Source organism: Stieleria magnilauensis (assembly GCA_007753675.1).
GTDB classification, from domain to species: domain Bacteria; phylum Planctomycetota; class Planctomycetia; order Pirellulales; family Pirellulaceae; genus Stieleria; species Stieleria magnilauensis.
Map to the genome: position 1 here is coordinate 9,657,026 of CP036432.1, position 25,326 is coordinate 9,682,351.

The following is a 25,326-nucleotide window of genomic DNA, read 5'->3' on the forward strand; positions in this document are numbered from 1 at the left end:
CATGCACGATACCTTCTCTCGCCGAAATCTCTTCCGTCGCAGCGGCGCCGGCTTCGGGTCGGTCGGCTTGATGTCGGCCCTGGCGTCAAGCCAGATCCTTGCCGACGATCGCTCTTCCAGCGATAGCTCTGTGGCCGACGGGCTGCACCACCGGGCGCGGGCCAAGCGGGTGATATTCCTGTTCATGAACGGTGCACCGTCACACGTCGACACCTTTGACCCCAAACCGTTGCTGGCCAAACACGCGGGCCAATCGCCGAATGACCATTCGATCGACAAGAAGAACCGCGCCGGCGGTTACATGCCGTCACCGTTCAAGTTCAGCGCCCATGGCGAGAGCGGCGTCGTGATGAGCGAGCTGTTTCCCAAGCTGGCCGATCATGCCGACGACTTGTGCGTCGTTCGTTCGATGCACACCGATGTCCCCAATCACGAACCGGGCTTGCTGCTGATGCAATCGGGGCATCAACAACCGACGCGTCCCAGCATGGGGTCGTGGTTGTCCTACGGCTTGGGCAGTGCAAACGCGAACCTGCCGTCGTTCGTCGCACTCTCGCCGGGGCTGCCCGTCGTCGGCCCACAACTGTGGTCCAACGCGTTTCTGCCCGGTCAACACCAGGGCATCGAGATCGACACCAATCATTCCGATGTCGAAAAACTGATCCACAACATTCGGCACCCGCACCTGTCGCGTTCCGATCAACGCGAGCAATTGGATTTGCTGCAACAATTCAACCGGATTCATCGACAACAACGCCCCGGCGAAGCCGCGTTGGAAACGCACATTCGATCGATGGAGTTGGCCTTTGAGATGCAGCGTGAAGCGTCCGAAGCGTTTGATCTGCAGCGTGAGAGCCAACGGACGCGACAGGCCTACGGCGATTCAGAATTCGGCCGCAGCTGCTTGCTGGGCCGACGCCTACTGGAGCGTGGTGTCCGCGTGGTCCAAGTGTTCTATGTCAAAAAGAACAGCAAGCAACCTTGGGACACCCACCGCAACAACAACTCCGGCCACGAAACACTCTGCGCCGACGCCGATCGAGTCACCGCGGCGCTATTGTCGGACTTGAAACGCCGCGGGATGCTGGACGACACACTGGTGATCTGGGGCGGTGAATTCGGACGCACCCCCTACGCCCAGGTCGACAAAGACAAAGATCCCAAGAAAGCGGGACGCGACCATCATCACACCGGATTTTCGATGTGGCTGGCCGGAGGCGGGGTGCGCGGCGGATACACGCACGGGGCGACCGATGATTTCGGGATGCACGCGGTGGAAAATCGAGTCCACGTCCACGACTTGCACGCAACCGTATTGCACCTGATGGGGATCGATCACACCCGGCTGACCTATCGCTATTCCGGACGCGATTTCCGTCTCACCGACGTCCACGGCCGTGTCGTTGACGACTGGTTCGCGTGAGACTGGTTCGCGAGAGTCTGACCAGTGATGCCGCAGCGAAGAGCCAGTTGCGGCAGACGACTCGGCTGGTTTATTCGCCGACCGCCATCGCGGAATAGGTCACCGCCTCACCGCCGGTGGGGTCCAACGATGCTTCGGCATACGATTCGTCGGTTTCCCAGATCCGGACCTGACAGGCCCGCGCCCCGGTTCCTTCCAATACTTCGGGGCACATCTCCTCGAGCAAGTACTTGGCCATGTTCTCCGCTGTCGGGTTGTACGGCATCACAAAGAATCGGCAGGGTTTGACCAATTCCAGTGCCTGACGGGCGTTGGCGTCGTCCTGGTGGATCAGGAAACTGTGATCCCAATGCTCATCGATCCATCCCTTGACGCGCTGCTTGAGCACCGAAAAGTCGAGAATCCGGCCGACCTCGTCCTGGACATCCCCTTGGACGAAAAAATCCGCGACGTAGTTGTGGCCGTGGAAGTGCTCGCATTTTCCGCCGTGGCCGAACAGGCGGTGTCCGGCACAGAATTTGATGCGACGCATGATGGTCAAAGCCATGGAAAAACTCGCGTGTTGGAAAGTCGAGGGATGCGGACCGTTTAAAGCTAACCCGACAGGAAAGTCTTGCAAGGCGTCAACCGCGACGTTTCCGAGGCTGCGTTAGTGCGACAGGTGAGCCGCCGGCGCGTGAGCGAGGGGCGCCGCGCGGCCCCTCGCCAACGCATGCGGGCTATTCCCGCACGACCATCAACAGCATTTGATTGCCGCGACGGATGGTCACGCGACAGGGCTGATTCTGGCGTTTGTACTCGTCCAGGATCACCTCCAATTGGCGGGCCGAGGTCAGCGGCAATCCTCCCGCCGTCTGGATGACATCGCCGACTTCCAGCCCGTCGCGTTCGGCGATGCTGTTGTCCTTGATGCCGGTGATGATCAATCCCGATTCCAGGTTCCGGTAGCCATATTTCTGGGCGGTCGCCGGGGTGACCGGCACCAATTCGGCACCCATCACTTCGCCGGATCCGAATTGGGCCATCACCTCTTCGGTGCGCTCCTTCAGATCGACGCGGACTTGCAGCGGCTTGCCGTCACGATCAAGCTCCAGCTGCATTTGTGCTCCCGGCGGACGACTGGCGACATAGTTCCGCATCTGCGCGTGGGTTCTCATCGGGCGGCCGTCGATCGCCACGACGACGTCGCCGGGCTGGATCCCCGCCTGGTCGGCCGGCATCCCTTCGAGCACCGATTCGATCAGCACACCCCGCTTGGCCTTCAACTGGTAGCCTTCGATCGTTTCCTCATTGACCGGTCCCAAGCTGGCGCCCAAGAAGCCGCGCCGTACGGTTCCGTTTTCGATAATGGAATTCAAAACCGGAGCGGCCAGTGAGACCGGAATGGCGAAACCGATCCCCGCGCTCGATCCGCTGCGGGACATGATGGCGGTATTGATCCCGACCAGTTCGCCGCGCAAGTTGACCAGCGGGCCGCCGGAGTTTCCGGGGTTGATCGCCGCGTCGGTCTGCAGGAAGTCTTCAAACCCGGCTCCGTCGCCGATGATGCCGCGGATCCGGTTTTTCCCGCTGATGATTCCCGCCGTGACGGTTTGATCGAGTCCGAAGGGGCTGCCGATCGCGACCACCCAATCGCCGACTTGGATCGCGTCGGAGTTGCCCAGCGAAGCGGCTTTGAGATCCGTGCGGTCCACCTTGACGACGGCCAGATCGGTTTGGGGGTCGGTGCCGATGATCCGCCCGGGGGCTTTCTTTCCGTCAGAAAACTCGACCTCCAGTTCATCGGCGCCTTCGACCACGTGATTGTTGGTCAAGATGTAGCCGTCGCTACGAACGATCACGCCACTTCCCATTCCGCTCTCTTCGCGACGTTGCGGCTGGCCTTCGGGCAGATTGAAAAACTGTTCAAAACCCGGCGGCAGCCCTGGCGGAACCCGTTGCCCGCGAATGATCTGAGTCGCCTTGGTGTTGATGCTGACGACGCTCGGCCGCATCAAATTGGCAACGTTGCGAAACGCCGTCGACAAATCCTGCGCGGCTCCCAGGTTCTGCCCCGGCAGCGGCGACGCTTGGCCGACCGGCCCCGCGACGGCAGCCGACTGCGTCGCAACCACGTCTTGGGCGCCCGGGTCATTACGCATGAATCCCGGTACGGTCATCACTGCGCCGGTGACGAGCGATCCCAAGATCATCGCACCGAGGGCACCACTGATCGGTTTCCAGGATGGGGACATTACCGTATTGGGCATCGTTGAGACTCCCTTATGCTTTGGTTGTAAAAACTTCGTTCTCTGCTGACATTTTTTCACGCCACAGCCGGCGATCGATCCGATCGCCGCAAGCGATGGATCATGTCCAGTTCGACGCTGACACCGCCACTTTTTCGCCGTCCGCGGGGTGACGTCATCGTAGCGCGCCCGTCCACCGCTCGCACCGTCGGCTGACAACTTGGCACGACCCGTCAGGCGGTAGCAAACAGCAGGCCAAACCCGATCCACGGCAGATATTCCGTCGATATTCGGTTTTTTGGGTAGATTTCACGCCGTTTATGGCTGCGGCGGGTCTTGAAATTCTGGTACGCTATTCCGTATTGCTGTTTAGAGCTTGGGGTGCCGGCAGCGAACCTGGTGGCCCCCGTGGGACGATCGATTGCGACCAAAATCGATTCCGACCCAAATTGATTCGCAACGATATTACTGGGTGGTCCGTCCAGGATTGGGCGACGCACCTGACCATGGAACGGGTGGCTCGAATGCGTGACACATTGACGGTGATTTTGGCAGGCGGTCGGGGTTCGCGATTGGAACCCCTGACACGCGACCGCGCGAAACCCGCGGTGCCCTTTGGTGGTCTCTACCGGATCATCGATTTTGTGCTCAGTAATTGTCTCAACAGCGACATGCGGCGGCTGTTGTTGTTGACTCAGTACAAAGCCCAATCGTTGGACCGACACATCAATATGGCGTGGCGGAATTACTTCTGTCGCGAACTCGGTGAGTTCATCGACGTCGTTCCGCCCCAGCAGCGAATCGCGGGCAATTGGTATTCCGGGACCGCCGATGCGGTCTACCAGAACATCTACGCGATCGAGCGGGAACAGCCCGAGCACATCGTCATCCTGGCGGGCGACCACATCTACAAAATGAACTACGGGCCGATGGTCGATCACCATCGCAAGCTCGATGCCGACATCACGATCGGTGCGCTGCGCGTGCGGGTCGACGAGGCACGGCAATTCGGCGTCATGCAAACCGATCTGGACGGCCGCGTCATCGGATTTCAAGAGAAGCCCGAGAACCCGATTGCGACGCCCGAGGACCCCGAGTTCTGCTTGGCGTCGATGGGGATCTATGTCTTCAATGCCCGGTTCCTGTACGAGCAGCTGTGCGCCGACGCCACGCGGATGGACAGCGATCACGATTTCGGCAAGAACATCATCCCCCAGGCGATCGATTCGCACTTGGTCTGCGCGTTTCCGTTCTTGGACGAAAACCGCAAGTCGGACGCGTATTGGCGGGACGTCGGGACGATCGACGCGTACTACGAAGCGACGATGGACCTGATCAGCATCGATCCGCAGTTGAACTTGTACGACAAGCATTGGCCGGTGCGTGCGTTCCAGCCGATGTTGCCGCCGCCGAAGTTTGTTTTCGGCAGCGAAGGCATCTCGACGCGTCGGGGGACGGCGATGGATTCGCTGGTTTGCCAGGGCGCGATCATCAGTGGCGGCAGTGTCGCCCGCAGCGTCATCGGGCCCGGCGTGCGAATCAACAGTTATTCCTCGGTCGAGGACAGCATCTTGTTTGACGAGGTGAACGTCGGGCGGCGCAGCCGGCTGCGCCGCGTGATCGTCGACAAGGGGGTTTCGATCCCGCCGGAAACCGAGATCGGTTTCGACCCGATCGCCGATGCCGAACGTGGATTCAAGGTCACCGAAAGCGGACTGGTCGTGATCAGCCGAGGCGAGTTGATCACACCCCATTGCCCGGCCGAGCCGGCGACGGTGGGACAAGCCGGCGTTTGATTGCAGCCGGCATGTTATCGGCAAGGCGCCACGCAACGCCCCTCGCTCACCTCTTCGGGCAACCAGCGAATGAAAAGACCGGGGAGGGTTCTAAACCTCCGTTGTCCCGATGGGGCCAGTCGGGCATGATGTGCGTCGAAGCGAACGATTCCTTTCACGCAACCATGGCGAAGCATCGTGCCCTATACACCGCCCAGCGAAACGTCGGATTCGAACACGCCCCCGGAAAACAACCAGGGCTGGCAAACCACGCCGTATCCCATCACGACGATGCCGCCGGGGATTCCCTACATCGTCGGCAACGAGGCGGCCGAGCGGTTCAGCTTCTACGGCATGAAGGCGATCCTGACCGTCTTCATGACCCAATACCTGATCGGCAACAGCGGCGACGTCGACCCGATGAGCGACAACGACGCCAAGTTCTGGGTCCACACCTTCGTGATGGCCGCCTACTTCACTCCGCTGCTGGGTGCGTTCCTGGCCGACTGGCTGTTCGGAAAATACAAAACCATTCTCTACCTCTCGGTGCTCTACTGTTTCGGGCACCTGGCGCTGGCGCTCGACGAAACCCGTTTGGGGCTGGCCATCGGACTGAGCCTGATCGCGCTGGGCACCGGTGCCATCAAGCCCTGTGTTTCCGCCCACGTCGGTGACCAATTCGGCACCAAGAATTCTCATCTGCTCAGCAAGGTATTCGGCTGGTTCTACGTCGCGATCAATCTGGGCGCGTTTGCCTCCACCGTGCTGACGCCCTGGCTGCTGGATCGATACGGACCCCAAATCGCGTTCGGTGTGCCAGGCATCTTGATGGCGATCGCGACCTTGTTGTTCTGGATGGGACGCAACAAGTTCGTTCACATTCCCCCCCGCGGCCCCCAAGTCTTTCGCGAGGCATTCACCGGCGAAGGCGGCCAAGCGCTGCTTCGACTGGCCCCGATCTACATCCTCGTCGCGGTGTTTTGGAGCCTGTTTGATCAGACGGCCAGCGCCTGGGTCTTGCAGGCCGAAAACATGGACCGCACGGTGATGGGGGTGGAATTATTATCCAGCCAGATCCAAGCGGCCAATCCGTTCCTGATCCTGATCCTGGTGCCGCTGTTCAGCTACGCCGTCTATCCCGCGATCAGCAAATTCTTTCCGCTCACCCCGCTCCGCAAAATCACGATCGGGATGTTTGTCACCGTCTTTGCGTTCTCGATCAGCGCCTTGATTGAAACGTCGATTCAGAACGGAGGCACACCGAGTATTTCGTGGCAGGTGTTGGCCTACATTCTGTTGACCGCTGCCGAAGTCATGGTCTCCATCACGTGCTTGGAATTCAGTTACACGCAGGCACCCAACAGCATGAAAAGTATCGTGATGAGCTTTTACCTGCTGTCGGTCTCCCTGGGCAACTTCATCACCGCCGGCGTCAATGCCGTGATCAGCAACGCCGACGGTACGTCCAAGTTGCCGGGGGCGTCGTATTACTGGTTCTTCACCGGACTGATGCTGGTCGCCGCCGTGATCTTTATCGCCGTCGCGGTGACCTATCGCGGAAAGCAGTACATCCAAGAATCCGAAGTCGACGCGGAAGCCGAAGCCGAAGGAACCGCATAGGTTCGCAACGGCGTGTTGCTGCGATCCCGTCGGGATCGGTGGGGCGCGGGGGCGCGTCCGGCACCGGAGGTGGCGCTGCGCTGACCTCCGGCTAATCGCTGCGATCGCTGCGGATCGGTGGGGCACGGGAACGCGTCGGACAGCCGAGCGTTAGCTCAGCGCGAAGACAACAACCGTCACGGCATCCGGATCTGACAGGAGTTCGTCTCCTGCTGCCGCCCACTCGGTCGCCAACGCATCGTCGGGCGATTGAGCGACCACCACGGTGCCGGTCGGATCGGAAACCTCTCCGGCGGCTGAATTGGCATACCCGACCGACGACTCGGCGACACCGCCGGCGACCGTCCAATCATCGGCGAACGCCGTTTCACAGCGTTCTTCGAAGCGATCGGACTGAAGGCTGGACGCTTCGCTGCGCAATACCTCCAGTCTCGCCAACGCCTCGTCCAAGGCCGTCAACGCGTCGTCACGATCACCGGCCAACAGCTTTTCTTGAGCAAGCTTTAGCTTCATCGTGGTTGCGTTGATCTCGGTTTGGATCATCGACATCACTTCGCGGCGGACCACGGCACAAAACGCTTCGCGGGCCGCTGCCTCATTCCCGACAGGTCGCAGTTCATGCCTGACGACTCGAATATGCCGGGGTGCTTTGATGGCAAGGGTGGCGCGCGAACGCGTCAGACGAACCACCTCGATCGAAACTCCCAATCCAAGAAAATCGATGCGGTCATTTTCACGACGAGAGAGCAACAACATGGATCACTCCATTCACGTTGACACCGCGAAAACGATCCTTTCGTCGCCGCAGTGGAGCAATGATGAAGCAGTCATGCTTCGGTTTCCCCAAAACATAACGCAACGGTTAAAATGCGAAAACACCAGAATCTGAACCAGATTCGTCCGGCAGCGTAGAACCTAAGTCTTCTCTCGCATCCACCATCAATCGGCAGCCCCGGGGATCACGTGGAACAGAACGCACACCCCAACCGATCTGGGCGACTGATCAGGGTCCTGTTTTGGGGCGGCGTGATCGTTTCGATCAAGGTGTTTCTGGCGATTCTGTACCAATATCGGTGGTACTTTCCAGCCGATTTCGATGCGTCGCCGTTTCTCGCCGGACGCCGATTCAGCTTCGTCGGACTCTATCGCTGGGCATTCTATTTGCACCTGTTCGCCGGACCGGCCGCGTTGATCCTCGGCACGTTCCTGCTCTTCAGCGGCGGAAAGCCGCGTTGGCGGCGTGTCCATCGCACACTCGGCAAGACACAGTGCGCCCTGATCGGGTTGATGGTCGTCCCCAGCGGTTTGGTGATGTCGCTGCAAGCATACGCCGGACCGATCGCCCAACTCGGCTTCATCGTCCAGTCGATCTTGACCGGTGCGACGATTCTCGTTGCGGTGTCATTTGTCCGCGCCGGCAACCTCGCGGCCCACCGTCGCTGGGCAACGCGTTGTTACCTGTTGCTTTGGTCACCGCTGTTGCTGCGCGTCGTGGCGGGATTGATGATCGTTTCGAATCTGGAATCGGAATGGACGTACCGCTTGAACGCGTGGCTCAGCTGGCTCGTGCCGTTGGCGGTGTATGAATGGGTTTTGATTTCATCCCGGGCGGAGATGCGATCAAAAAATGCGGTCCTCCGCTTTCTCTTCGCAGACGCGAAAATTCCAACACAAGCCGAAAACAGGAGCACCGCATGAATCAACGAACAAAACCCTCCGGAATGACGTTGATCGAGTTGCTGGTCGTGATTGCGGTCATCGGCGTCTTGGTCGGGCTGATGTTGCCCACCGTGCGCACCTCGCGAGAAGCGGCGCGACGGATGAGCTGTTCCAACAACATCAAACAAGTCGGCCTGGCGTTTCACAACTATCACTCGGCCAACGAGCAACTTCCCATGCAGATGGGCGGTACTTTTGACCCGTGTTCCGATTCCGGAGGCACGTCCGCACCGGGCAACAACCGGTACCGCTTGAGCGCGCTGGTCGGGTTGCTGCCGTTCCTCGAACAGCAAACAACCTGGCAAGCGATTGCCGACGGAGAATCATCGTCTAACGACACCACGTATGCGCCGATGGGGCCGGCACCTTGGACGCGTGGATTCCATCCATGGCAAACGGAGTTCCCTGTCTTTCGTTGCCCTTCCGATCCAGGCCTCGGCTTGCCCGCGCACGGTCGCGCCAATCTGGCTGTCTGCTTGGGCGACGCGACCGCGGGGATGAACACCGGTCCGATCCGATGGAGCCAAGACGCACAAGCCTGGGTCACCGATCGCAGCGATGAAGTGGCGGCGTCCGGTCGCGGGGCGTTCGTTCCCCGGCGAGCGACGCGATGGCGGGACATTCACGACGGATTGAGCAACACGATCTTGGCTGGAGAAATCTCCACCGACCTGGAGGACGGTGACATTCGAACCTCTGGATCGTTGCTGAATGATTGGGCCATGATTCACGATGTCCCTAAACTTTGCGAAAACCAAATCGATCCCCAACGGCCGATGTTCTGGTCCCGCACGGATGACCACCCCAATCGCTTCGGTAGCGAGGACCAGAAACGCGGCTTTCGTTGGGCCGACGGAGCGGCGTTGTACACCGGGTTCAATACGATCCTGCCGCCGAACCGAGAGGTTTGTCTGGCCGGGGGTGATTCCGGCATCGGCATGCTGCCTCCATCAAGTCGTCACCAGGGCGGCGTGCACGTGTTGATGGCTGACGGAGCGGTGATCTTTATGACCGATTCGGTCGACAGCGGAGATCCGAACATCGGTACCGTCGTCCTAGGCGGAACCGGCCCGCGTGCCCCCGGCAGTCACAGCCCCTACGGATTGTGGGGTGCACTGGGAACACGAGCCCAAGGCGAAATGATTGAGGAGCAGCTGAATCAGTAGGCTGGCCTTGTCAGATCGTCACGGACCGCTACCGGATCATTGATTCAGCCGATCGAGCAACCGCTGCAATTTCCAGTGCGTCATCGAAGTGGTGGAAACCACAATCCATTGACGGTCTCGAATCGTCGAAGCGATGATCGTCGAGTTCCCACCGAGCCGTTCCCACGTATCAGGGTCGATGCTGGTTTCAATCATGTCCATCAGGGATTCGAAATCGGGAGAGGTCTCACCGATCCCAGTTGATCGCGAAACGGAGTCCCAAGGGGCACGCGGTCTCATGCTGATCAATGGCGTCACATCATAGATCCTCGTCGCCAAGTCGTCTTCGGCGGCTTCGATCGTGGTGAGGATCACCTGACCGCGAACGATCATCAGTGTCAAATGCAAGTCTCTCACACGATTCAAGACATCATCGATCAAACTGGGACGCCCCTCCATCACCGCGACTTCATCCTGCTGCCACCATTTCGCCCGCTCCGCGTGTCGTCGCTGTGAACGCGTCTGCTCATGCGTCATCACTCCCGCGCCGATTGGAGAATCCGGATCGATTCCGATTTCCTCCAATGCCCTCTGATCCAGGAACACCGGAACCTGTTCACTGAGTTCCGCCGCCATCTGGCTCAGTGGCAAACCGGGAACCCAATGAAACGGCGACGGCTTCATCAACGCAACGGTCAGCAACCGCTCCTGCTTCACACTCATCAGCGGATCACAAGGAAAGGAAACCACCGGCCCACCGGCTTTCGTCACCGCTGAACTCGAAATGTCATCACTCAGGCCCGGGCTGAGCCAATGACGAGAAACTGCGGTCGTTTGCGCCGACACCAGACCTGGCGACAGGAAGAGCAGAAACGACAAGGCGATGAATCTCATGAACGTGGTGCTCCTCTTGTGGGGTCCGCATCATGCTTGCCGATCAAGTCATCGGGAATCGCAAGCTGGAAGCTTACGTCACTGCACTTGGCATGCCGAATGCATCTTCACCGTCGGGCACGCAACGTTCAGACATCAACGTTTGATTTTGCGTCGCAGTCAATCATGCGACTGTAGCGTTTTGCTACAGCAGACCACTCAACGAGGTTGGAACATGCAAGCGATCATCGGAATTGTCAAAGACGCCGCCTTCTTTCGTAGGATCGTGTTTGCATCGACCGCGGCGTTGCTACTTTCCTGTGGCTGCGTTTCCGCGCAGGAGCCGAAGACCGCGCAGGATCCGAAGGCCGTGGTCGACGTGGACAGTCCTATCACGGCGGTCACCGTCTTTCGACGTCAAGCCAACGTCGTGCGAGAAATCAATGTTGCACCGTCCGCTGAAGGTCAAATGATCCGCGTCACGGGGTTACCGAAAACCATCCGCGATCAATCGGTTCGCTGGGAATCCGACGCCGAAATCACGGTCCGTTCGTTGCGTGTCACGCCGCATCAAATCCCGCCGGACGATGCAAGAAGACGACAGCGGGAAGAAGAACGAACGGTGCAAAACCAAGCCCTGCAAGACGCGGCACATGAAGTCGCGGTCATTGAACAAGACCTCGAAACGATTGAGGATCTGGTGACGTTTTCGTCCGCGCAGACCAACGACGATCTCAGGCAATCCGAACTGAAAGTCGACTCGGTCACGGCGATTGCGGATTTCGTCATGCAGCGCCGGCGAGCGCTCGCCAAAGAACTGCACGTGGCGCGACGGGAGTTACAGACGCTACAGAATCAAATGGAAGAATCGATGCGTCAAAGTCAAAACGAAACCGATTCAAAACCCGCAGCGACCTTTGATGCGACGTTGATGATCGACGCGCCGAGCGGCGGGTTGCTGCGGTTGAGCTATTGGGTGGACGAGGTTTCTTGGGAGCCGCAGTACACCATTCACGCAACGGCCCGCCAGCAAGGTGCCGATGAGTTTGTCGTTCAACTGGACGGGACCGTCATGCAACACAGTGGTGAAGATTGGCGAGGCGTTCGGTTGGCATTCTGTACCGGTGTGCCCAACTTGCAAGCCGCCACACCGCTGTTGGTACCGCTAAGAGTCTCGGTCAACCAGAAGGCGGGCGATCAAACCGATCCGATGGCCGGCTATGCCAAGTCTTCGCAGTCGGCGGGCACCCCGCCGGCCTGGGAGGACCCGGCGTTGTGGCAACGCAACCTTGCATTGAACACCGAAGCGGCGGGCCGTCAGGTATACGAAATCAATCGGCGGCAAAGTGTGCAGCGGGAAATGGCCGATGACGCGAACACCAACCTGACCGACGAAACCTATCGCGTAGCCGAACGGATCGATGTGGCCGACCAGACCGCCGACCAGGCGATCACGATTCTGCGTTGGGCCATTAAAAGCCCGATCTATCGTGTCGTCACGCCGTTGCTGAGCAGTTTCGCCTATCGCGAGGCCGCGTTGGAAAACGAAACCGGCCAAAGTCTGGTCGGCGGCGACGCCACCGTCTTTCTGGATGGACGATTCGTCGGACGCACCACGCTGCCACCGACCGCCGCAGGTGGCGAGTTTGCCGTCGGATTGGGAGCCGACCGACAAGTCCGCACGCGACGCGAATTACTCGCCCGCGAAGAATCCATTCAAGGTGGCAACCGACTCTCCAAACTCGAATACCGACTCGTCATTTCCAACTACCATCCTGAAGAGATTGAGATTCAGTTGTATGACCGAATTCCGATCACCAGCGATTCAGGAACGGTCAACGTCGTGACAGATTCCGCTTCATTGGGAAACCTGTCCGCCGACGCCAAGTACCTGCGGATGCAGCGTCCGACAGGCATCCTGCGTTGGGATTTGACGATCCCCGCCAAACGCTTCGGAAGCAACGCGTATGATCATCACTACGTCTACACGATCGAAATGGACCGGACTCAATCGATCGTCAGCAACGACGTCGAACAGCAGATGCGCAGCGACCTGCGATTCAATCGATCCGGCGGAGGCGGGATGGGGGGAGGTTTTGGCGGAGCCATGGGAGGCGGGATGGGAGGAGGCGGTTCGTTTTAAGGGCGTGCAGAACACTGTCCACGAAAGCGATGGCCAGCGGCGTGTGTCACGATCACAACCTCGCGCCACGTGCTGGGACCATCGGGCGACGGCGCTCCATGGGGGACACCGCAGATTGTCCACGAATCACACGAATGCCAAGGGGAGGCAAGAAAGCTGGGCTCACTGAATCCTCGACTGCTGAATCAACTGTTTGACGATCTCTTCTCGCGTGCCGGCCTTTTGCAAGATCAGACGCTGGCGGTCGGCCCAATCGATTCGGCCGGCGATCTCTCGGACCATCAACAATTCCGATTCGCAATTCAGGTCTTGCGCGACGCCGCGCAATTTGCCGAGCAAGCGTTCGACGATCTCGGCCACGGTTTTCTCGGAATAGTCAAAGGTGTCGACCAGCGTCGCGGCTACTCCGTAACGCGCCGCCCGCCATTTGTTTTGCCGCACCATCATCGGGTGGCAGTCGAACTGGTACGTCCCCTCATCGATCCGATCGCTGAGGTACTTGACCAGGCACTGGATCAACGCCGCCAGGGCACAAACGTGATCGATGTTCCCCGGCATGTCACACATCCTGACTTCGACGGTGCCGAAATTGTGGTGTGGACGCACATCCCACCAGATCTCACGGATCGTGTTGATGAACCCGGTCTCTTCCATGTGGTTGACCAGCCACACGTATTCACTCCAGTTGCGCATCAGCGTTGGCAAGCCCGCCGTCGGCAGCCCTTCCATGACTTTGCTGCGATGCGAGTGCAGCCCCGTGTCACGGTCTTCCCAATAGGGGCTACTCGCCGACAGTGCCAGCAGCAACGGCAGGTGCTGCATGATTCGATCGCAGATCATGACAGCTTTGTCGCCCGAATCGACGCCGACGTGGACGTGCAACCCGAACGTGATCAGCCGCCGCGCCATCTCTTGCAGCAATCGGACCAGTCCGCGATAGCGTTCGTCATCGGTGACGACTTGGTCCTGCCAGTGGCTGAAGGGATGCGTCGCGCCCCACCAGAGCCCGAGTCCTAGATTGTCGGCGGAATGTTGCAGGGACCTCAGTTTTCCGGACAGATCCACGCGGGCTTCGGACACCGTGGTGCAGACGCCGCTGATGACTTCGACGCAGGACTGCATCAATTCGTGCTTGCACGATTCAGAGATGTCGTCGGGCAGGGTCGCCAACAGTTCGCTGCTGCGGTTGGACAGCGCCATCGAATCAGTGTCGACGATCCCGAGTTCCAATTCGACCCCGACAGTTTGCGACGTGTTCGAATGAAACTGGAACTTGCTCATCACCGGTCCGGGTCAAAGTAGTTGATGATCGACGCTGCGAATAGTTTAGCGGCGTGGGCGATGGCATGCTCATCGACATCAAAATTTCCGGTGTGCAGCGGCGCCCCGCCGACCTGATCGCCCGCGACACCCAAGCGGAACATCGCGCCGGGAACGTGTTCCAAATAAAACGAAAAATCTTCGCTGCCCATACTCGGTTCGTCGATCCAATCGACCGACGCCGGGTTCAGGACTTGGATCGCCGAATCGTGCAGCAATCGAATCAGCGCCGGGTCGTTCATCACACCCGGGGCGGAGGAACCGAGTCGCAGCCGGACCTCGCATCCCGTTTCGCGCGCCGTCGCTTCGCCAACGTCTTCGAGCACCTCCAGAGTCCGTCGACGTGCTTCGACGCTCAGTGATCGAAGCGTCCCTTTGATCGTCGCGGTGTCCGGGATGACGTTGGGGCTGTGTCCCGCGTCGATCATTCCGATCGATAGCACGACGGTATCGTGGGCGTTGATGGCCCGGTGGACACGCCGATAAGCGGACTGAATCCACCGGGTGCAGGCATCGATCGGGTCGTTGGTCAAGTGCGGCCGTGCGGCGTGGCCTCCCGAACCGATGAATCTGACCTCCAACATGTCACAGGCCGCGGTGAAGGCGTGTTCTCGCAACCCCACACAGCCGACCTGGCGGGTGGGATCGACGTGCAACGCCAAGACGGCACCGACGTCGGCGAGGGCATGATGATGAATCATGTGCAAGGCGCCTTCGGCGGTTTCCTCGGCCGGCTGCAAGATCGCCCGCGCCGCGATCGGCCAGGGTAACCTGCCGGTGTGTTGCAACTGCGAGAGCAGCTGCATGGCGGCGACGATCACGGTCGCATGAACGTCGTGTCCGCAGGCATGCATCACCCCGTCGACCGTGCTGTGGTAGGCGACGGATTTTTCGTCTTGAATCGGCAACGCGTCGATGTCGCCGCGGATCGCGATGCGGGGGTGATTCGCCAAAGCTTTGTCGGTCACCATGTCGGCGATCAATCCACGACCGTCACCGGCGACACGAATCGGCAGATCCAACTTGGCGAGCAGCGTTTTCAGGTACTGAGTCGTCAGCGTTTCGTGGCCGGAAAGTTCCGGGTGCTGGTGCAGATAGCGACGCAGTGCAATCCAGCCGCCCCCGAGTTCCTTCGCGGCATCGTTGATCGCTTCGATCCAAGCCTCAGAGTGGGATGCGTCTGATCGGGAAGTCTCCGATCCGAACGTGTCAGAGCCCGCAGTTTCAGGATCGGCCATGTCTAGCTCTCCGAGCACAGATTCGGAGACAAATGAGCTGGCTGCTGATGCAGGTGCATCGAGTGATCCCTGGCTGGAAGCATGGTGAGGAGAACGGTCAGAGCGGGCCGCCAACCTGCCAGCGACGACCTCGTCAGGCAGGAGCGACAGAATAACCACTGCAGTGATTCCGAGCAAACCGAGGGCGGATCCGCTTTCAAACCGATTTCGCGTCGAGGATCTCCGCCGCCACACGCAGCCCGCTGTTCATGGCACCTTGAATGCTGGGGGTTTCCCGGTAGTCGCCACAGACGTAGAGATTCGCCGGAGCATGGAGCCCATCGATCTGATCAGCGCGAACGGGCTGGACGACGGGATCCAGATTCAACTCGGGCAATCCGTACGGGACGCGGATGGTTTGCACCAGATCCCATTGATCGACGTCGTCGCCGAACCAGCGCCGTGCCTGGTCACGAACCGAATCTTCCAACGCATCGGCCGGTTGCTCGGTCTGAGCATCCGAGATGCTGACCGAAATCAGTGATCGGCCGCCGGAAGCATATTCGGGCGCGACATCGCTGAGCACGACGGCGGTCTGGATCGGCCCCGTTTCATCACCCCGCAACATCAACAGCTTGCCGGTGTTGGGCGAGCGGTCGGCGACGAAGTACATCGTGGTGGCATCGTTCCAGCGGGTTGCCAGGTCGGGCGCATCGAGCAATCTCGCCGCGGCGTTGCTTTCGGTCGCGACAACGACGGATGCCGCGTCGAGGTGGCTGCCATCGGTCAGATGAATCCGATGGTGTGGGTCAACGTGCTCGATCGATGCGACCGTGGTGTTCAACCGCAACGTTCCGCGCGGAAGGCGTTCGGCCAGCTGTCGCGGAATGGCAGCCATGCCATCGGCGGGAATGGCGATGTTGCCGGCGGCAAACATGCGAAAAACAAATTCGAACATTCGGCTGGACGTCGAAAGCGATTCGTCCAGAAAAACGCCGCCGAGAAATGGCCGAAAGAACTCATCGATCATCGCTTTGGAAAAACCGAGCTGCCCCAGTCGCTGCTCGGTCGACTCGCCGTCGCGATGATACAAGTCGTGCAGCGATCCCCGTCCGGCCAGAAACCGGGCCTTGGCGATCCGCAATTTGTCCATCAGGGACCCGACCGGGCTGGTCGCGGTGGCCAACGCCTGCCCCGGTCGACGCCAGGGATCGCCGAGGCGGGCGAACCGACCGCGTTTGCGCACCAACGCCCCGGGCTCGAATGCTCGTAGACGCAGGCCTTCGTAATCGAGCAACTCGCGGCAAGCCGGGTAGGCGGTCAGCAAGACCTGAAAACCGTGATCCAGTTTCAACCCGTCGACCACGTCCGTCCGGACACGCCCGCCGACGCGATCGCTGGCCTCCAGCAACGTGACCGGATGACCGCCCTCGGCAAGCCGCTTGGCACAGGACAGCCCCGCCAGCCCCCCGCCGATGATCACCGTGTTGGCGGGCGAATCGGGGGGATTCGAATTCGTTCCACTGTCAGATTGGATTGCGTTCACGGTTGTTCCGATAGAGTGAAAATCGACGAGCGGGACACCCAGGACGCCCGGTGCCGTGGGCATGGCTGCGAACGGCGATTTCGTTCCATCGACGACTGCCCAGGTGGACAGCCCCCCGTTATTGTCTTAAATAGCACCGAGCCCGAGCAGCGTGTTGAATGACCGACGTCGGATTCTAGCGATCCTTTCCCTTCTCTTCGACCTTCATTCTTTATTGGCCATCGATTCATGCGTGTCATCGTTACCGGATCCAGCGGATTGATCGGGTCAGCCGCGGTGCGTCATTGGGACGCAGCGGGCGATCAAGTCATCGGCATCGACAACGACATGCGTTCGACTTTTTTTGGGCCCGACGGCAGCACCCAGTGGAATCAAACGCAGCTGGAAGCAGAAACCCAGAATTTCCGCACCGAGTCCATCGACATTCGTGACCGCGACGCAATCCTGGACTTGTTCAAGAACGAAACGCCCGATCTGATCATTCACTGCGCCGCACAGCCCTCGCACGACAAAGCGGCCGCGATCCCGTTTCTGGATTTCGAAGTCAACGCGGTCGGAACGTTGAACCTGTTGGAAGCCACCCGCCGCCATGCGCCCGATGCCGTGTTCTGTCACATGAGCACGAACAAAGTTTACGGCGACGCCCCCAATGAACTGCCATTGCGAGAACACCCGACCCGCTGGGACTACGCGCGCGAAGAAGACTACCACGGGATCGACGAAACCTGTCGCATCGACCAGACCATGCATTCACTGTTCGGCGCCAGTAAAACCGCCGCCGATGTGCTGGCGCAGGAATACGGAAAGTACTTCGGATTGAAGACGGGAATCTTTCGCGGCGGATGTTTGACCGGGGCAAGCCACAGCGGAGTGGAATTGCACGGTTTCCTCAGCTATCTGGTCCACGTCGCCGTGACGGGAAAACCCTACACGATCTTTGGCTACAAGGGAAAACAGGTCCGCGACCAAATCGAGTGCTCCGATGTCGTCGGCGCCTTCGAAGCCTTTGCCAATAACCCTCGCCCCGGCGAGGTCTACAACATCGGGGGCGGACGTGAAAACGCAGCCAGCGTGCTCGAGTGTATCGCGTTGATCGAAGAAATCAGCGGACACCGAATCGAGTACTCAATCGGCGATGAAAATCGCAAGGGCGATCACATCTGCTACATCAGCGATCTGAGCAAGTTGCGCCGCGACTATCCCGACTGGGACATCCGCGTTTCGCTTCGAGAGATCGTCACACAAATGATCGCCAGTGCCGAAGTGCGCCAGGGCAAGACGGCGTAGGTTCCGGCCGCTCACCGGCCGCCACTCTCGATCTGAGGGCAATCGGACAAATGCAAGACGGTGCGACACGTGCGTGTTTTTCGACATAGGTTTGGTGTGGTCCGTCATCGGTTTACGAAATGGCCGCCCACCTGAGGCAGCCGTTCTGTGCCAGCCGCCCTGAGTCGGACAGTCGAAACGAATCGCCCACCTGTCAATCATGAACTCAGCGCCAAACACTGCGATCGACACTTCGGAAACGCCCCCCGTCGCGGAGCAAGTTGGATTGGGTGTCCCCACCGGCGACGATGAAATCCATTGCCTGATCCCGTCGGCCGACGGCTACACAGGGCCCGAACGTCGTGCCAGCCGTCGGATCCCGCGAACGCTCGAGATTTCGGTTCAACCCATGGATCTCCAGATGAAGGAGACGGGCCGGTCGTTCTTCGCCATCACGCGTGACATCAGCCAAGGCGGGCTGGCTTTTTTGAGCTCCCAGAAATCCGACTTTGAAAAAGCGGTCGTGTCGCTCAACGATGGCGTCGCGCCGGGAATCGTCTGTCGGATCTGCCACAGCTCATTGGTTCACAGCAGCGGGCCCGAAGAAGTCTGGTTGACGAACGTCGAGTACTTGCACCTCCATCGACCTCGCAAGTAGCCCAGATCGCCTCCTTGGCCCCCGCCGGGCAACGCTGTGAATTATTTTTCAGCGGTAGGGCGCGAGCCCTCCGGTGTTTCGGGAACGATGAGGGACCGGAGGGCTCGCGCCCTGCCGCTAACACCTCGTCAAACGCAGGGAATCAATGCTTCACAGCGTTGCCCGCTGGTCCCCTGAGCGGACTTCCACGGGTGGTCCGTCTCGACGAGCGGCAGGATTGATTACAATTCCTGCATTCGCAGCCGGCGCCACCAATCGCAGAAACGGGCGTTCGGCGTTCCTCCCAGACACCCAGAGCTGATATGCCCCGCTTCGCTACCGCGCTCGCCGCGCTCGCCCTTCTGGCCTCCACCGGTTTTTGCCAAGACGATTCGACCACGCCCCCCGAATCCGTCTCCTTGTTCAACGGCAAGGATCTTTCCGGGTGGATCGGGCGTGCCGATTTGTGGTCGGTCGAAGACGGCCAGATTGTCGGCCGAACCGTCGCCGAAAAACCGCTGCAACAAAACACGTTTTTGATCTACACCGGCAGCGAACCGAGCGACTTTGAATTGACGTTCCAATTCAAGATCGAAAACACGAACTCCGGCGTGCAATATCGCAGCAAGATCCTGGACAAGGAAAAATTTGTCGTCGGAGGTTACCAGGCGGACATCGATTTTTCGAACCGCTACGCCGGGATTCTGTACGAAGAAAAAGGCCGCGGCATCTTGGCCGAACGCGGTCAGTCGGTCACGATCGACGAGCAGGGCAAGAAAACCCGCAAGACCTTTGCCGACGGAACCAAACTCGGCAACGGCATTCACCCCGGCCAGTGGAACGAGTATCGCATCGTCGCCAAAGGCAACCACCTGCAGCACTTCATCAACGAAACGATGACGGCCGAAGTGTTCGACAACCAGCCCGGCAAATCCGCTTCATCGGGCGTGATCGCGTTTCAATTGCACCGGGGCGATCCGATGGTCGTGCGGTTCAAAAACATCGTGCTGCACCCGGCCGAGTAACCGCGGGACGGCTTCCCGATCGACTATGATCCCCCTAGGAGCATCTCATGACAAAGTCGATTTGGGCCGGTGACGATCAAACGGAAACCCTGCTGGCCGCTGCGCGGTCGGGCGATTCCGACGCGGTCAACCGTTTGCTGGAAAAGCACCGGGCGCCGATCCGGCGGCTGATCGAATTGCGTCTGGACCGCAAGGTCCAACGCCGCGTGGACGTCAGCGATGTCGTTCAAGACGTGATGATCGAAGCCAGCGGTCGGCTCGACAAATACCTGTCCGACCCGGCGATGGCGTTCCACCTTTGGTTGCGCCAAATCGCTTGGGATCGGATCATCGATACCTATCGGCGGCATCGCGTCAGCGCAAAGCGGAACATGGACCGCGAGCAACCGATGACCTCCCCGGGCGGTCCCGACCAGTCGACGATGGAGTTGGCCGTCCAACTGTGTGATCCCGGTTTGACACCCGCGACGGCCGCCACGCAACGCGAGATTGCCGCCAAGGTCGAAGCGGCGATCGAAAAGTTGAATGACCAGGATCGCGAAATCATCCTGATGCGGCACTACGAGCACCTTTCCAACTTGGAAATCGCCGAGGTGCTGGGGCTCAATCCGCCCGCGGCAAGCATGCGGTACCTCCGCGCCGTGCGTCGATTGCGTGAGGTGCTTCAAGAGGACGACCAGTCGTCATCGACCAGTGATGAGTTTCGCCGGTGAGCGACCTGTCGGCCCGCGACGAGCAGCGGTTGGCGGACTTGTTGGCCGAGCTGACCGATGCGATCTGCCGCGACCAACCGATCGATTTTGATCGCGTCTGCCGCGAGAACCCAGACCTGGCCGACGAACTCCGCAAACTATGGGGCGCCGTGTTGGTGACCGACACCGCGGGGATCGCCGCCGATCAGCGGCCGCCGACACCTGCCGGGGACGACAATCGCTGGCGACGTCTCAAGCTGCCCACCACGATCGGTGACTATGAACTGATCGAAGAGGTCGGACGCGGCGGCATGGGCGTCGTCTTCCGCGCCCGTCAGATCAGCCTGGACCGTGAAGTCGCGGTCAAGATGATTCTGCGAGGCCGGTTGGCCAGCGACGTCGACCTGGAACGCTTTTTGGCCGAAGCGGCGGCAACGGCTCGGCTGGTCCATCCAGGCATCGTTCCCGTCTACGAAGTCGGCGACATCGACGGTCGCCCGTTCTTCAGCATGCAGTACATCAAGGGAGAAACGCTCGCCGATCGGACCGCCCGGGGGCCGCTGCCGCAGCGTGAAGCCGCCCGAATCATCGCCGACGTCGCCCGCGCCGTGCAATTCGCCCACGACCAAGGTTTCGTTCATCGCGACTTAAAACCCAGCAACATCCTGCTCACCAAGGAAGGCCAAACGCTGATCACCGACTTTGGGTTGGCCAAAGAATCGGGCGCCAACGTCAATCTGACCCGCAGCGGCATGCTGGTCGGAACGCCGGCCTACATGTCGCCCGAGCAAGCCGGCGGCAGACGTGAGTTGCTCGGGCCGGCGACCGACATCTACAGCCTGGGTTCGATGCTCTACTTCACCCTGACCGGCCGACCACCGTTCGTCGCAGAAACGCCCGTGGAGATGGTGATGCTGGTGATCGAACAAGACCCCAGTCCCCCGCGGGCACTCCGCCCGGGACTGGACCGCGATCTGGAGATGATCGTGATTCGCTGTCTGCAAAAACCGATCGATCTGCGTTACGCCACGGCCGGCGATCTGGCGAAGGATCTGGAGGCCTTTCTGGCCGATGAAGTCGTGGCGGCCCGCAGCGGACGGTTTGCACAAGTGATCGCCAGGATTTTTCGCGAAACGCACCACGCCGCCGTGCTGGAAAACTGGGGCACGCTTTGGATGTGGCATTCCCTGGTGCTCTTGGTGGCGTGTTATTTGACCTGGCAGCTCGAATTCTTAGGTTACGAAAATCGATTCATCTACATGGGGCTGTGGACGCTCGGATTGGGCGCGTGGGCGGCCGTGTTTTGGAAATTCCGGCAACGGATGGGACCGGTAACGTTTATCGAACGCCAGATCGCGCACGTCTGGGGCGGCAGCATGATCGCGATCGGCATGTTGTTTCCGATCGAGTGGCTGCTCGGACTCGACGTGCTGGTGCTCTCGCCACTGCTGGGCGTGATCAGCGCGATCGTGTTTGTGGTCAAAGCGGGCATGTTGACCGGCGCGTTTTACTTTCAAGCGATCGCACTGTTCGCCGCGTCGCTACTGATGGCCGTCGCACCGCGATGGGCGCATCTGATCTTCGGGATCGTCTCGGCGCTCTGCTTCTTCATCCCCGGATATCAATACTGGCGCAAGAGACAACGACAAGGCGGCTGAGGCAGATTTCCATGGCTCAGCCAAAATCGTCCAAGGACGTCGGTGAACGCCTGCCGGATAACCGCTGATCGAGCATTCCTGCCCGTCAGACATCTCCCGACGAGCGAACATTAGGCAAGCGCTATGAACGAGTTGACGATGAAAAGAGATTCATCATCGGCCGCCCATTCCATCGGATCGGAGTAAACCCGTGTCGGCCGACCGGTTTCGGGATCGTAACTGATTTCGATACGAAAGTGGCCTTGGTCAAGTTCCTGCTCGATCAGGTCGAAGACGGCTTCCACAGTCAGACCGGCGTCGAAAGAACCGCCGTGGGACTTTTCATTTCCATTTTCATCCACCGCCGTTGCAATCACGCCGGCTCGGACCGTTGTCGTCACTTCAGGGATGAAGGCCGAATACCCCCATTGATGAACCATGACGTAATCGCTCGGCCCGTTTCGGGACCAAGTCTCTCGGGCCGCTGACAATTCCTGTCGCTGTTGGTGGTTTTGCTGTAACCAGTTTATGACCGAAAGCACATCGGCGGGCGAAAGCATTCCATCGCCGTTGACATCCACCGCCAACGTGTCGACGTGACACTGTGGCGGATCTCCCTGAGACTCGTTTCCCGCCAACTCGCCGTGCACTTGCAGCGCGTTGATGACCACCAATACATCACGCGGTCCGACAACCTGATCTCCGTTGGTGTCGCGTGGGTTGAAAAAACTGTGGTGTCCAGCGCAGGCGATCGCCCCGGCATTCATCGTCAATCGGGATTCTAGCGATTGTACGGTCAGGGGGCGTCGACGATTCATGGGAACCCGGTTTCTCTTCACTGGTGGTGTATCTACAGCTCAATGACAAACTTGTTCACAGGCTCGGGGCGTCGACTCAATCATCGTCCCGAGAATGGGAACGAGTCACGAACGATCCATTCTAATTGGCCCGCTATCAATCACGGCCGATTTTGATCCGAAACGTCACACTTCATTTGATCAGATTCTGAAATTTCAGGATCAGCCCCGTTCCCAACACGCCACCGTATGAACTTTTTCGCTGCCGGAAATCTGCCGGTGCACCGGGCGATCGAAGCGACATTTGTCGACGACCAAGGGGCAGCGATCGGCGAATGAGCATCCCACGTGTTCCCGATCCGGCGTCGGGACTTCACCTTCCAAACGAATCCGCTGACGTGAGGCGGCCTTGGACGGGTCCGGAACGGGCACCGCCGACAACAACGCTTCGGTGTACGGGTGCGTGGGATGCGAGTACACCGATTCGGCCTCGCCCAATTCGACCAACCGCCCCAAGTACATCACACCGACACGCGTGGCGATGTGACGAACCACGCTCAAGTCGTGCGCGATGAACAAGTACGACAGCCCCAGTCGCTGCTGCAGATCCATCAGCAGATTGATGATTTGGGCTTGAATCGACACATCGAGCGCACTGACCGGTTCGTCGCACAAAATCAATTTCGGCTGGACCGCCAAGGCTCTGGCGATGCCGATCCGCTGTCGCTGTCCGCCGCTGAATTCGTGCGGATAGCGATTCAAAAATCTCGGGTTCAAACCCACCAAATCCATCAACCGCAACACTTCCAGCTTGCGATCTTTGCCCGAGGCCAATCCGTGCACGGCCAATGGCTCACCGATGATGCTGCCGACGGTCATGCGTGGATTCAGCGACGCGAACGGGTCTTGGAAAACCATTTGCACGACACGTCGATACGGCATCATTTCACGGTCGCCCAGCCGCGTGATGTCGACACCTTCCAGCCGCACCGATCCGCTGGTGGGATGCACCAGATTGATGATCGCCCGCGCGGTGGTTGATTTGCCGCACCCCGACTCGCCCACCAGTGCCAGCGTTTCGCCCTTGTTGATGTCAAACGACAGTCCATCGACGGCGCGGATCACGCCGCGCTGAGGACTGAGGAACGAGCCGCGGCTGAAGGGAAATTGAACGCGAAGGTCCTCAACGGACAGCAACGGCGCGGCGGGCGATGCCCCCGGCACAGACGTCGGCGCGACAGTCGGCGACTGGATCGGCGATGGGTTGGTTTCAGACATCAACAGCCTCCTGCGCAACCAAGCACGCGACTTCATGCCGACCGTCCAAGTTCATCAATTCGGGATCCCGCGATTGGCACGCATCGACGGCCAGCGGACAGCGAGGCCGAAACGAACACCCGCCGGGCAGGTTGCCCAAATCGGGCGGTTGCCCCGGGATCGCTTCCAACGTGTCGGACGATTGGTCAAACCGTGGCAGCGAGCGAAGCAGGCCCTGCGTGTAGGGGTGTTTCGGATCGGCGAACAAGGTCTGGGCGTCGGCCTTTTCGACGACACGTCCGGCGTACATCACCAACACGCGATGACAGATCTCCGCTACGACACCCAGGTCATGGGTGATCATGATGATGCTGGTACCGCGACGCTGTTGCAAATCGCGGAGCAGATCCAAGATCTGTGCCTGGATCGTCACATCCAACGCGGTGGTCGGTTCATCGGCGATCAACAAATCGGGTTCGCACGACAAAGCCATTGCGATCATCACGCGTTGCCGCATCCCGCCGCTGAATTGGTGCGGGTAATCGCGCAGTCGCTTCTCGGCGCCGCTGATCCCGACCAACTCCAACATCTCGGCCGCTTGACGATGGGCTTCCTTGCGACCGAGACCGAGGTGCAAACGCGTCATCTCGGTCAATTGCTGCCCGACGGTCATCAACGGATTGAGCGCCGTCATGGGATCTTGAAAGATCATCGCGATGCGGCGACCGCGGATCGATTGCATTTGCCGATCATTTAATTTCAGCAGGTCTTGCCCTTGATAGTGAACCTGTCCGCCGTCGATACGGCCCGGCGGCTTGGGCACCAATCCCATCAGCGCCAGATTCGTCACGCTCTTTCCGCTGCCGCTTTCGCCGACCAATCCGACGGTTTCACCGGGATAGACCTCGAACGACACGCCGCGCACGGCGCGGACCTGGGATTCATCCGTCTTGAAACTGACTTGCAAGTCTTCGACTTTCAGCAGCGGCGTTGATTCAACCATGTT

General features: G+C 59.8%; 21 protein-coding genes. 11 read left to right on the plus strand and 10 right to left on the minus strand.

Going from position 1 to position 25,326, the window contains the following annotated elements; translation table 11 throughout:
• Position 1: 1 nt before the first annotated feature.
• Entirely contained in the window at positions 2-1,423 is a 1,422-nt protein-coding gene (locus tag TBK1r_RS34620) for a DUF1501 domain-containing protein (RefSeq protein ID WP_145220385.1), read from the plus strand.
• A 70-nt stretch (positions 1,424-1,493) separates the two neighbouring features.
• Here TBK1r_RS34620 and TBK1r_RS34625 read toward each other — a convergent pair whose 3' ends face one another.
• Both TBK1r_RS34625 and TBK1r_RS34630 read right to left on the minus strand, forming a co-directional pair.
• Positions 1,494-1,970: a 6-pyruvoyl trahydropterin synthase family protein gene (locus TBK1r_RS34625; protein WP_145220387.1), complete on the minus strand. Its 477-nt coding sequence runs from the start codon at positions 1,968-1,970 to the stop codon at positions 1,494-1,496.
• A 172-nt stretch (positions 1,971-2,142) separates the two neighbouring features.
• Entirely contained in the window at positions 2,143-3,672 is a 1,530-nt protein-coding gene (locus TBK1r_RS34630) for a Do family serine endopeptidase (protein ID WP_372896170.1), read from the minus strand.
• Between the two features lie 485 nt (positions 3,673-4,157).
• Here TBK1r_RS34630 and glgC point away from each other — a divergent pair, with 485 nt between their 5' ends.
• Both glgC and TBK1r_RS34640 read left to right on the plus strand, forming a co-directional pair.
• Positions 4,158-5,447, plus strand: a complete 1,290-nt coding sequence (gene glgC, locus TBK1r_RS34635; RefSeq protein WP_145223306.1) for a glucose-1-phosphate adenylyltransferase — start codon at positions 4,158-4,160, stop codon at positions 5,445-5,447.
• A 177-nt stretch (positions 5,448-5,624) separates the two neighbouring features.
• The gene (locus TBK1r_RS34640) at positions 5,625-7,046 is read left to right on the plus strand and encodes a POT family MFS transporter (protein ID WP_372896168.1); all 1,422 of its coding nucleotides are present in this window, start codon (positions 5,625-5,627) and stop codon (positions 7,044-7,046) included.
• A gap of 150 nt (positions 7,047-7,196) precedes the next feature.
• On the opposite strand, the gene TBK1r_RS34645 is transcribed toward TBK1r_RS34640, so the two are convergent.
• A complete protein-coding gene (locus tag TBK1r_RS34645) occupies positions 7,197-7,802 on the minus strand; it encodes a carbon storage regulator (protein ID WP_145220389.1) in 606 nt (201 codons plus the stop codon).
• 207 nt (positions 7,803-8,009) lie between these two features.
• Here TBK1r_RS34645 and TBK1r_RS34650 point away from each other — a divergent pair, with 207 nt between their 5' ends.
• Both TBK1r_RS34650 and TBK1r_RS34655 read left to right on the plus strand, forming a co-directional pair.
• Complete coding sequence (locus TBK1r_RS34650) at positions 8,010-8,744, plus strand: DUF2306 domain-containing protein (RefSeq protein ID WP_419580688.1); 735 nt, start codon at positions 8,010-8,012, stop codon at positions 8,742-8,744.
• Complete coding sequence (locus TBK1r_RS34655; protein ID WP_145220393.1) at positions 8,741-9,931, plus strand: DUF1559 domain-containing protein; 1,191 nt, start codon at positions 8,741-8,743, stop codon at positions 9,929-9,931. The genes TBK1r_RS34650 and TBK1r_RS34655 overlap by 4 nt, the downstream gene beginning before the upstream one ends.
• Positions 9,932-9,967: 36 nt before the next feature.
• Here the strand turns inward: TBK1r_RS34655 and TBK1r_RS34660 are convergent, their stop codons facing one another.
• Entirely contained in the window at positions 9,968-10,804 is an 837-nt protein-coding gene (locus tag TBK1r_RS34660; RefSeq protein WP_145220395.1) for a hypothetical protein, read from the minus strand.
• A gap of 214 nt (positions 10,805-11,018) precedes the next feature.
• Between TBK1r_RS34660 and TBK1r_RS34665 the strand changes: the two genes are divergently transcribed.
• Entirely contained in the window at positions 11,019-12,926 is a 1,908-nt protein-coding gene (locus TBK1r_RS34665) for a mucoidy inhibitor MuiA family protein (protein WP_419580689.1), read from the plus strand.
• Positions 12,927-13,088: 162 nt separating this feature from the next.
• Here the strand turns inward: TBK1r_RS34665 and TBK1r_RS34670 are convergent, their stop codons facing one another.
• From TBK1r_RS34670 to TBK1r_RS34680, 3 genes are all read right to left on the minus strand, one after another.
• Positions 13,089-14,207 (minus strand): carboxylate-amine ligase, encoded by a 1,119-nt coding sequence (locus tag TBK1r_RS34670; protein ID WP_145220399.1) that lies wholly within the window; start codon positions 14,205-14,207, stop codon positions 13,089-13,091.
• Entirely contained in the window at positions 14,207-15,484 is a 1,278-nt protein-coding gene (locus tag TBK1r_RS34675) for a M20 metallopeptidase family protein (protein WP_145220401.1), read from the minus strand. Before TBK1r_RS34675 ends, TBK1r_RS34670 begins: the two co-directional genes overlap by 1 nt.
• Before the next feature lie 196 nt (positions 15,485-15,680).
• Complete coding sequence (locus TBK1r_RS34680) at positions 15,681-17,009, minus strand: NAD(P)/FAD-dependent oxidoreductase (RefSeq protein WP_419580690.1); 1,329 nt, start codon at positions 17,007-17,009, stop codon at positions 15,681-15,683.
• Between the two features lie 228 nt (positions 17,010-17,237).
• On the opposite strand from TBK1r_RS34680, the gene TBK1r_RS34685 reads away from it, so the two are divergent.
• From TBK1r_RS34685 to TBK1r_RS34705, 5 genes are all read left to right on the plus strand, one after another.
• Entirely contained in the window at positions 17,238-18,296 is a 1,059-nt protein-coding gene (locus tag TBK1r_RS34685; RefSeq protein ID WP_145220405.1) for an NAD-dependent epimerase/dehydratase family protein, read from the plus strand.
• 199 nt (positions 18,297-18,495) lie between these two features.
• Complete coding sequence (locus TBK1r_RS34690) at positions 18,496-18,933, plus strand: PilZ domain-containing protein (RefSeq protein WP_145220407.1); 438 nt, start codon at positions 18,496-18,498, stop codon at positions 18,931-18,933.
• Positions 18,934-19,235: 302 nt separating this feature from the next.
• Positions 19,236-19,937 carry a 3-keto-disaccharide hydrolase gene (locus TBK1r_RS34695; protein ID WP_145220409.1) on the plus strand — a complete coding sequence of 234 codons (702 nt, stop codon included), beginning with the start codon at positions 19,236-19,238 and terminating at the stop codon, positions 19,935-19,937.
• A gap of 47 nt (positions 19,938-19,984) precedes the next feature.
• Positions 19,985-20,650 (plus strand): sigma-70 family RNA polymerase sigma factor, encoded by a 666-nt coding sequence (locus tag TBK1r_RS34700; RefSeq protein ID WP_145220411.1) that lies wholly within the window; start codon positions 19,985-19,987, stop codon positions 20,648-20,650.
• Entirely contained in the window at positions 20,647-22,287 is a 1,641-nt protein-coding gene (locus TBK1r_RS34705) for a serine/threonine-protein kinase (RefSeq protein ID WP_145220413.1), read from the plus strand. Before TBK1r_RS34700 ends, TBK1r_RS34705 begins: the two co-directional genes overlap by 4 nt.
• 110 nt (positions 22,288-22,397) lie before the next feature.
• Here TBK1r_RS34705 and TBK1r_RS34710 read toward each other — a convergent pair whose 3' ends face one another.
• From TBK1r_RS34710 to TBK1r_RS34720, 3 genes are all read right to left on the minus strand, one after another.
• Positions 22,398-23,084 carry a DUF6174 domain-containing protein gene (locus TBK1r_RS34710; RefSeq protein WP_145220415.1) on the minus strand — a complete coding sequence of 229 codons (687 nt, stop codon included), beginning with the start codon at positions 23,082-23,084 and terminating at the stop codon, positions 22,398-22,400.
• A 201-nt stretch (positions 23,085-23,285) separates the two neighbouring features.
• Positions 23,286-24,341, minus strand: a complete 1,056-nt coding sequence (locus tag TBK1r_RS34715) for an ABC transporter ATP-binding protein (RefSeq protein ID WP_145220417.1) — start codon at positions 24,339-24,341, stop codon at positions 23,286-23,288.
• Positions 24,334-25,323, minus strand: coding sequence for an ABC transporter ATP-binding protein (locus TBK1r_RS34720; protein WP_145220419.1), 990 nt, complete (start codon positions 25,321-25,323; stop codon positions 24,334-24,336). The genes TBK1r_RS34715 and TBK1r_RS34720 overlap by 8 nt, the downstream gene beginning before the upstream one ends.
• Positions 25,324-25,326: the final 3 nt, after the last annotated feature.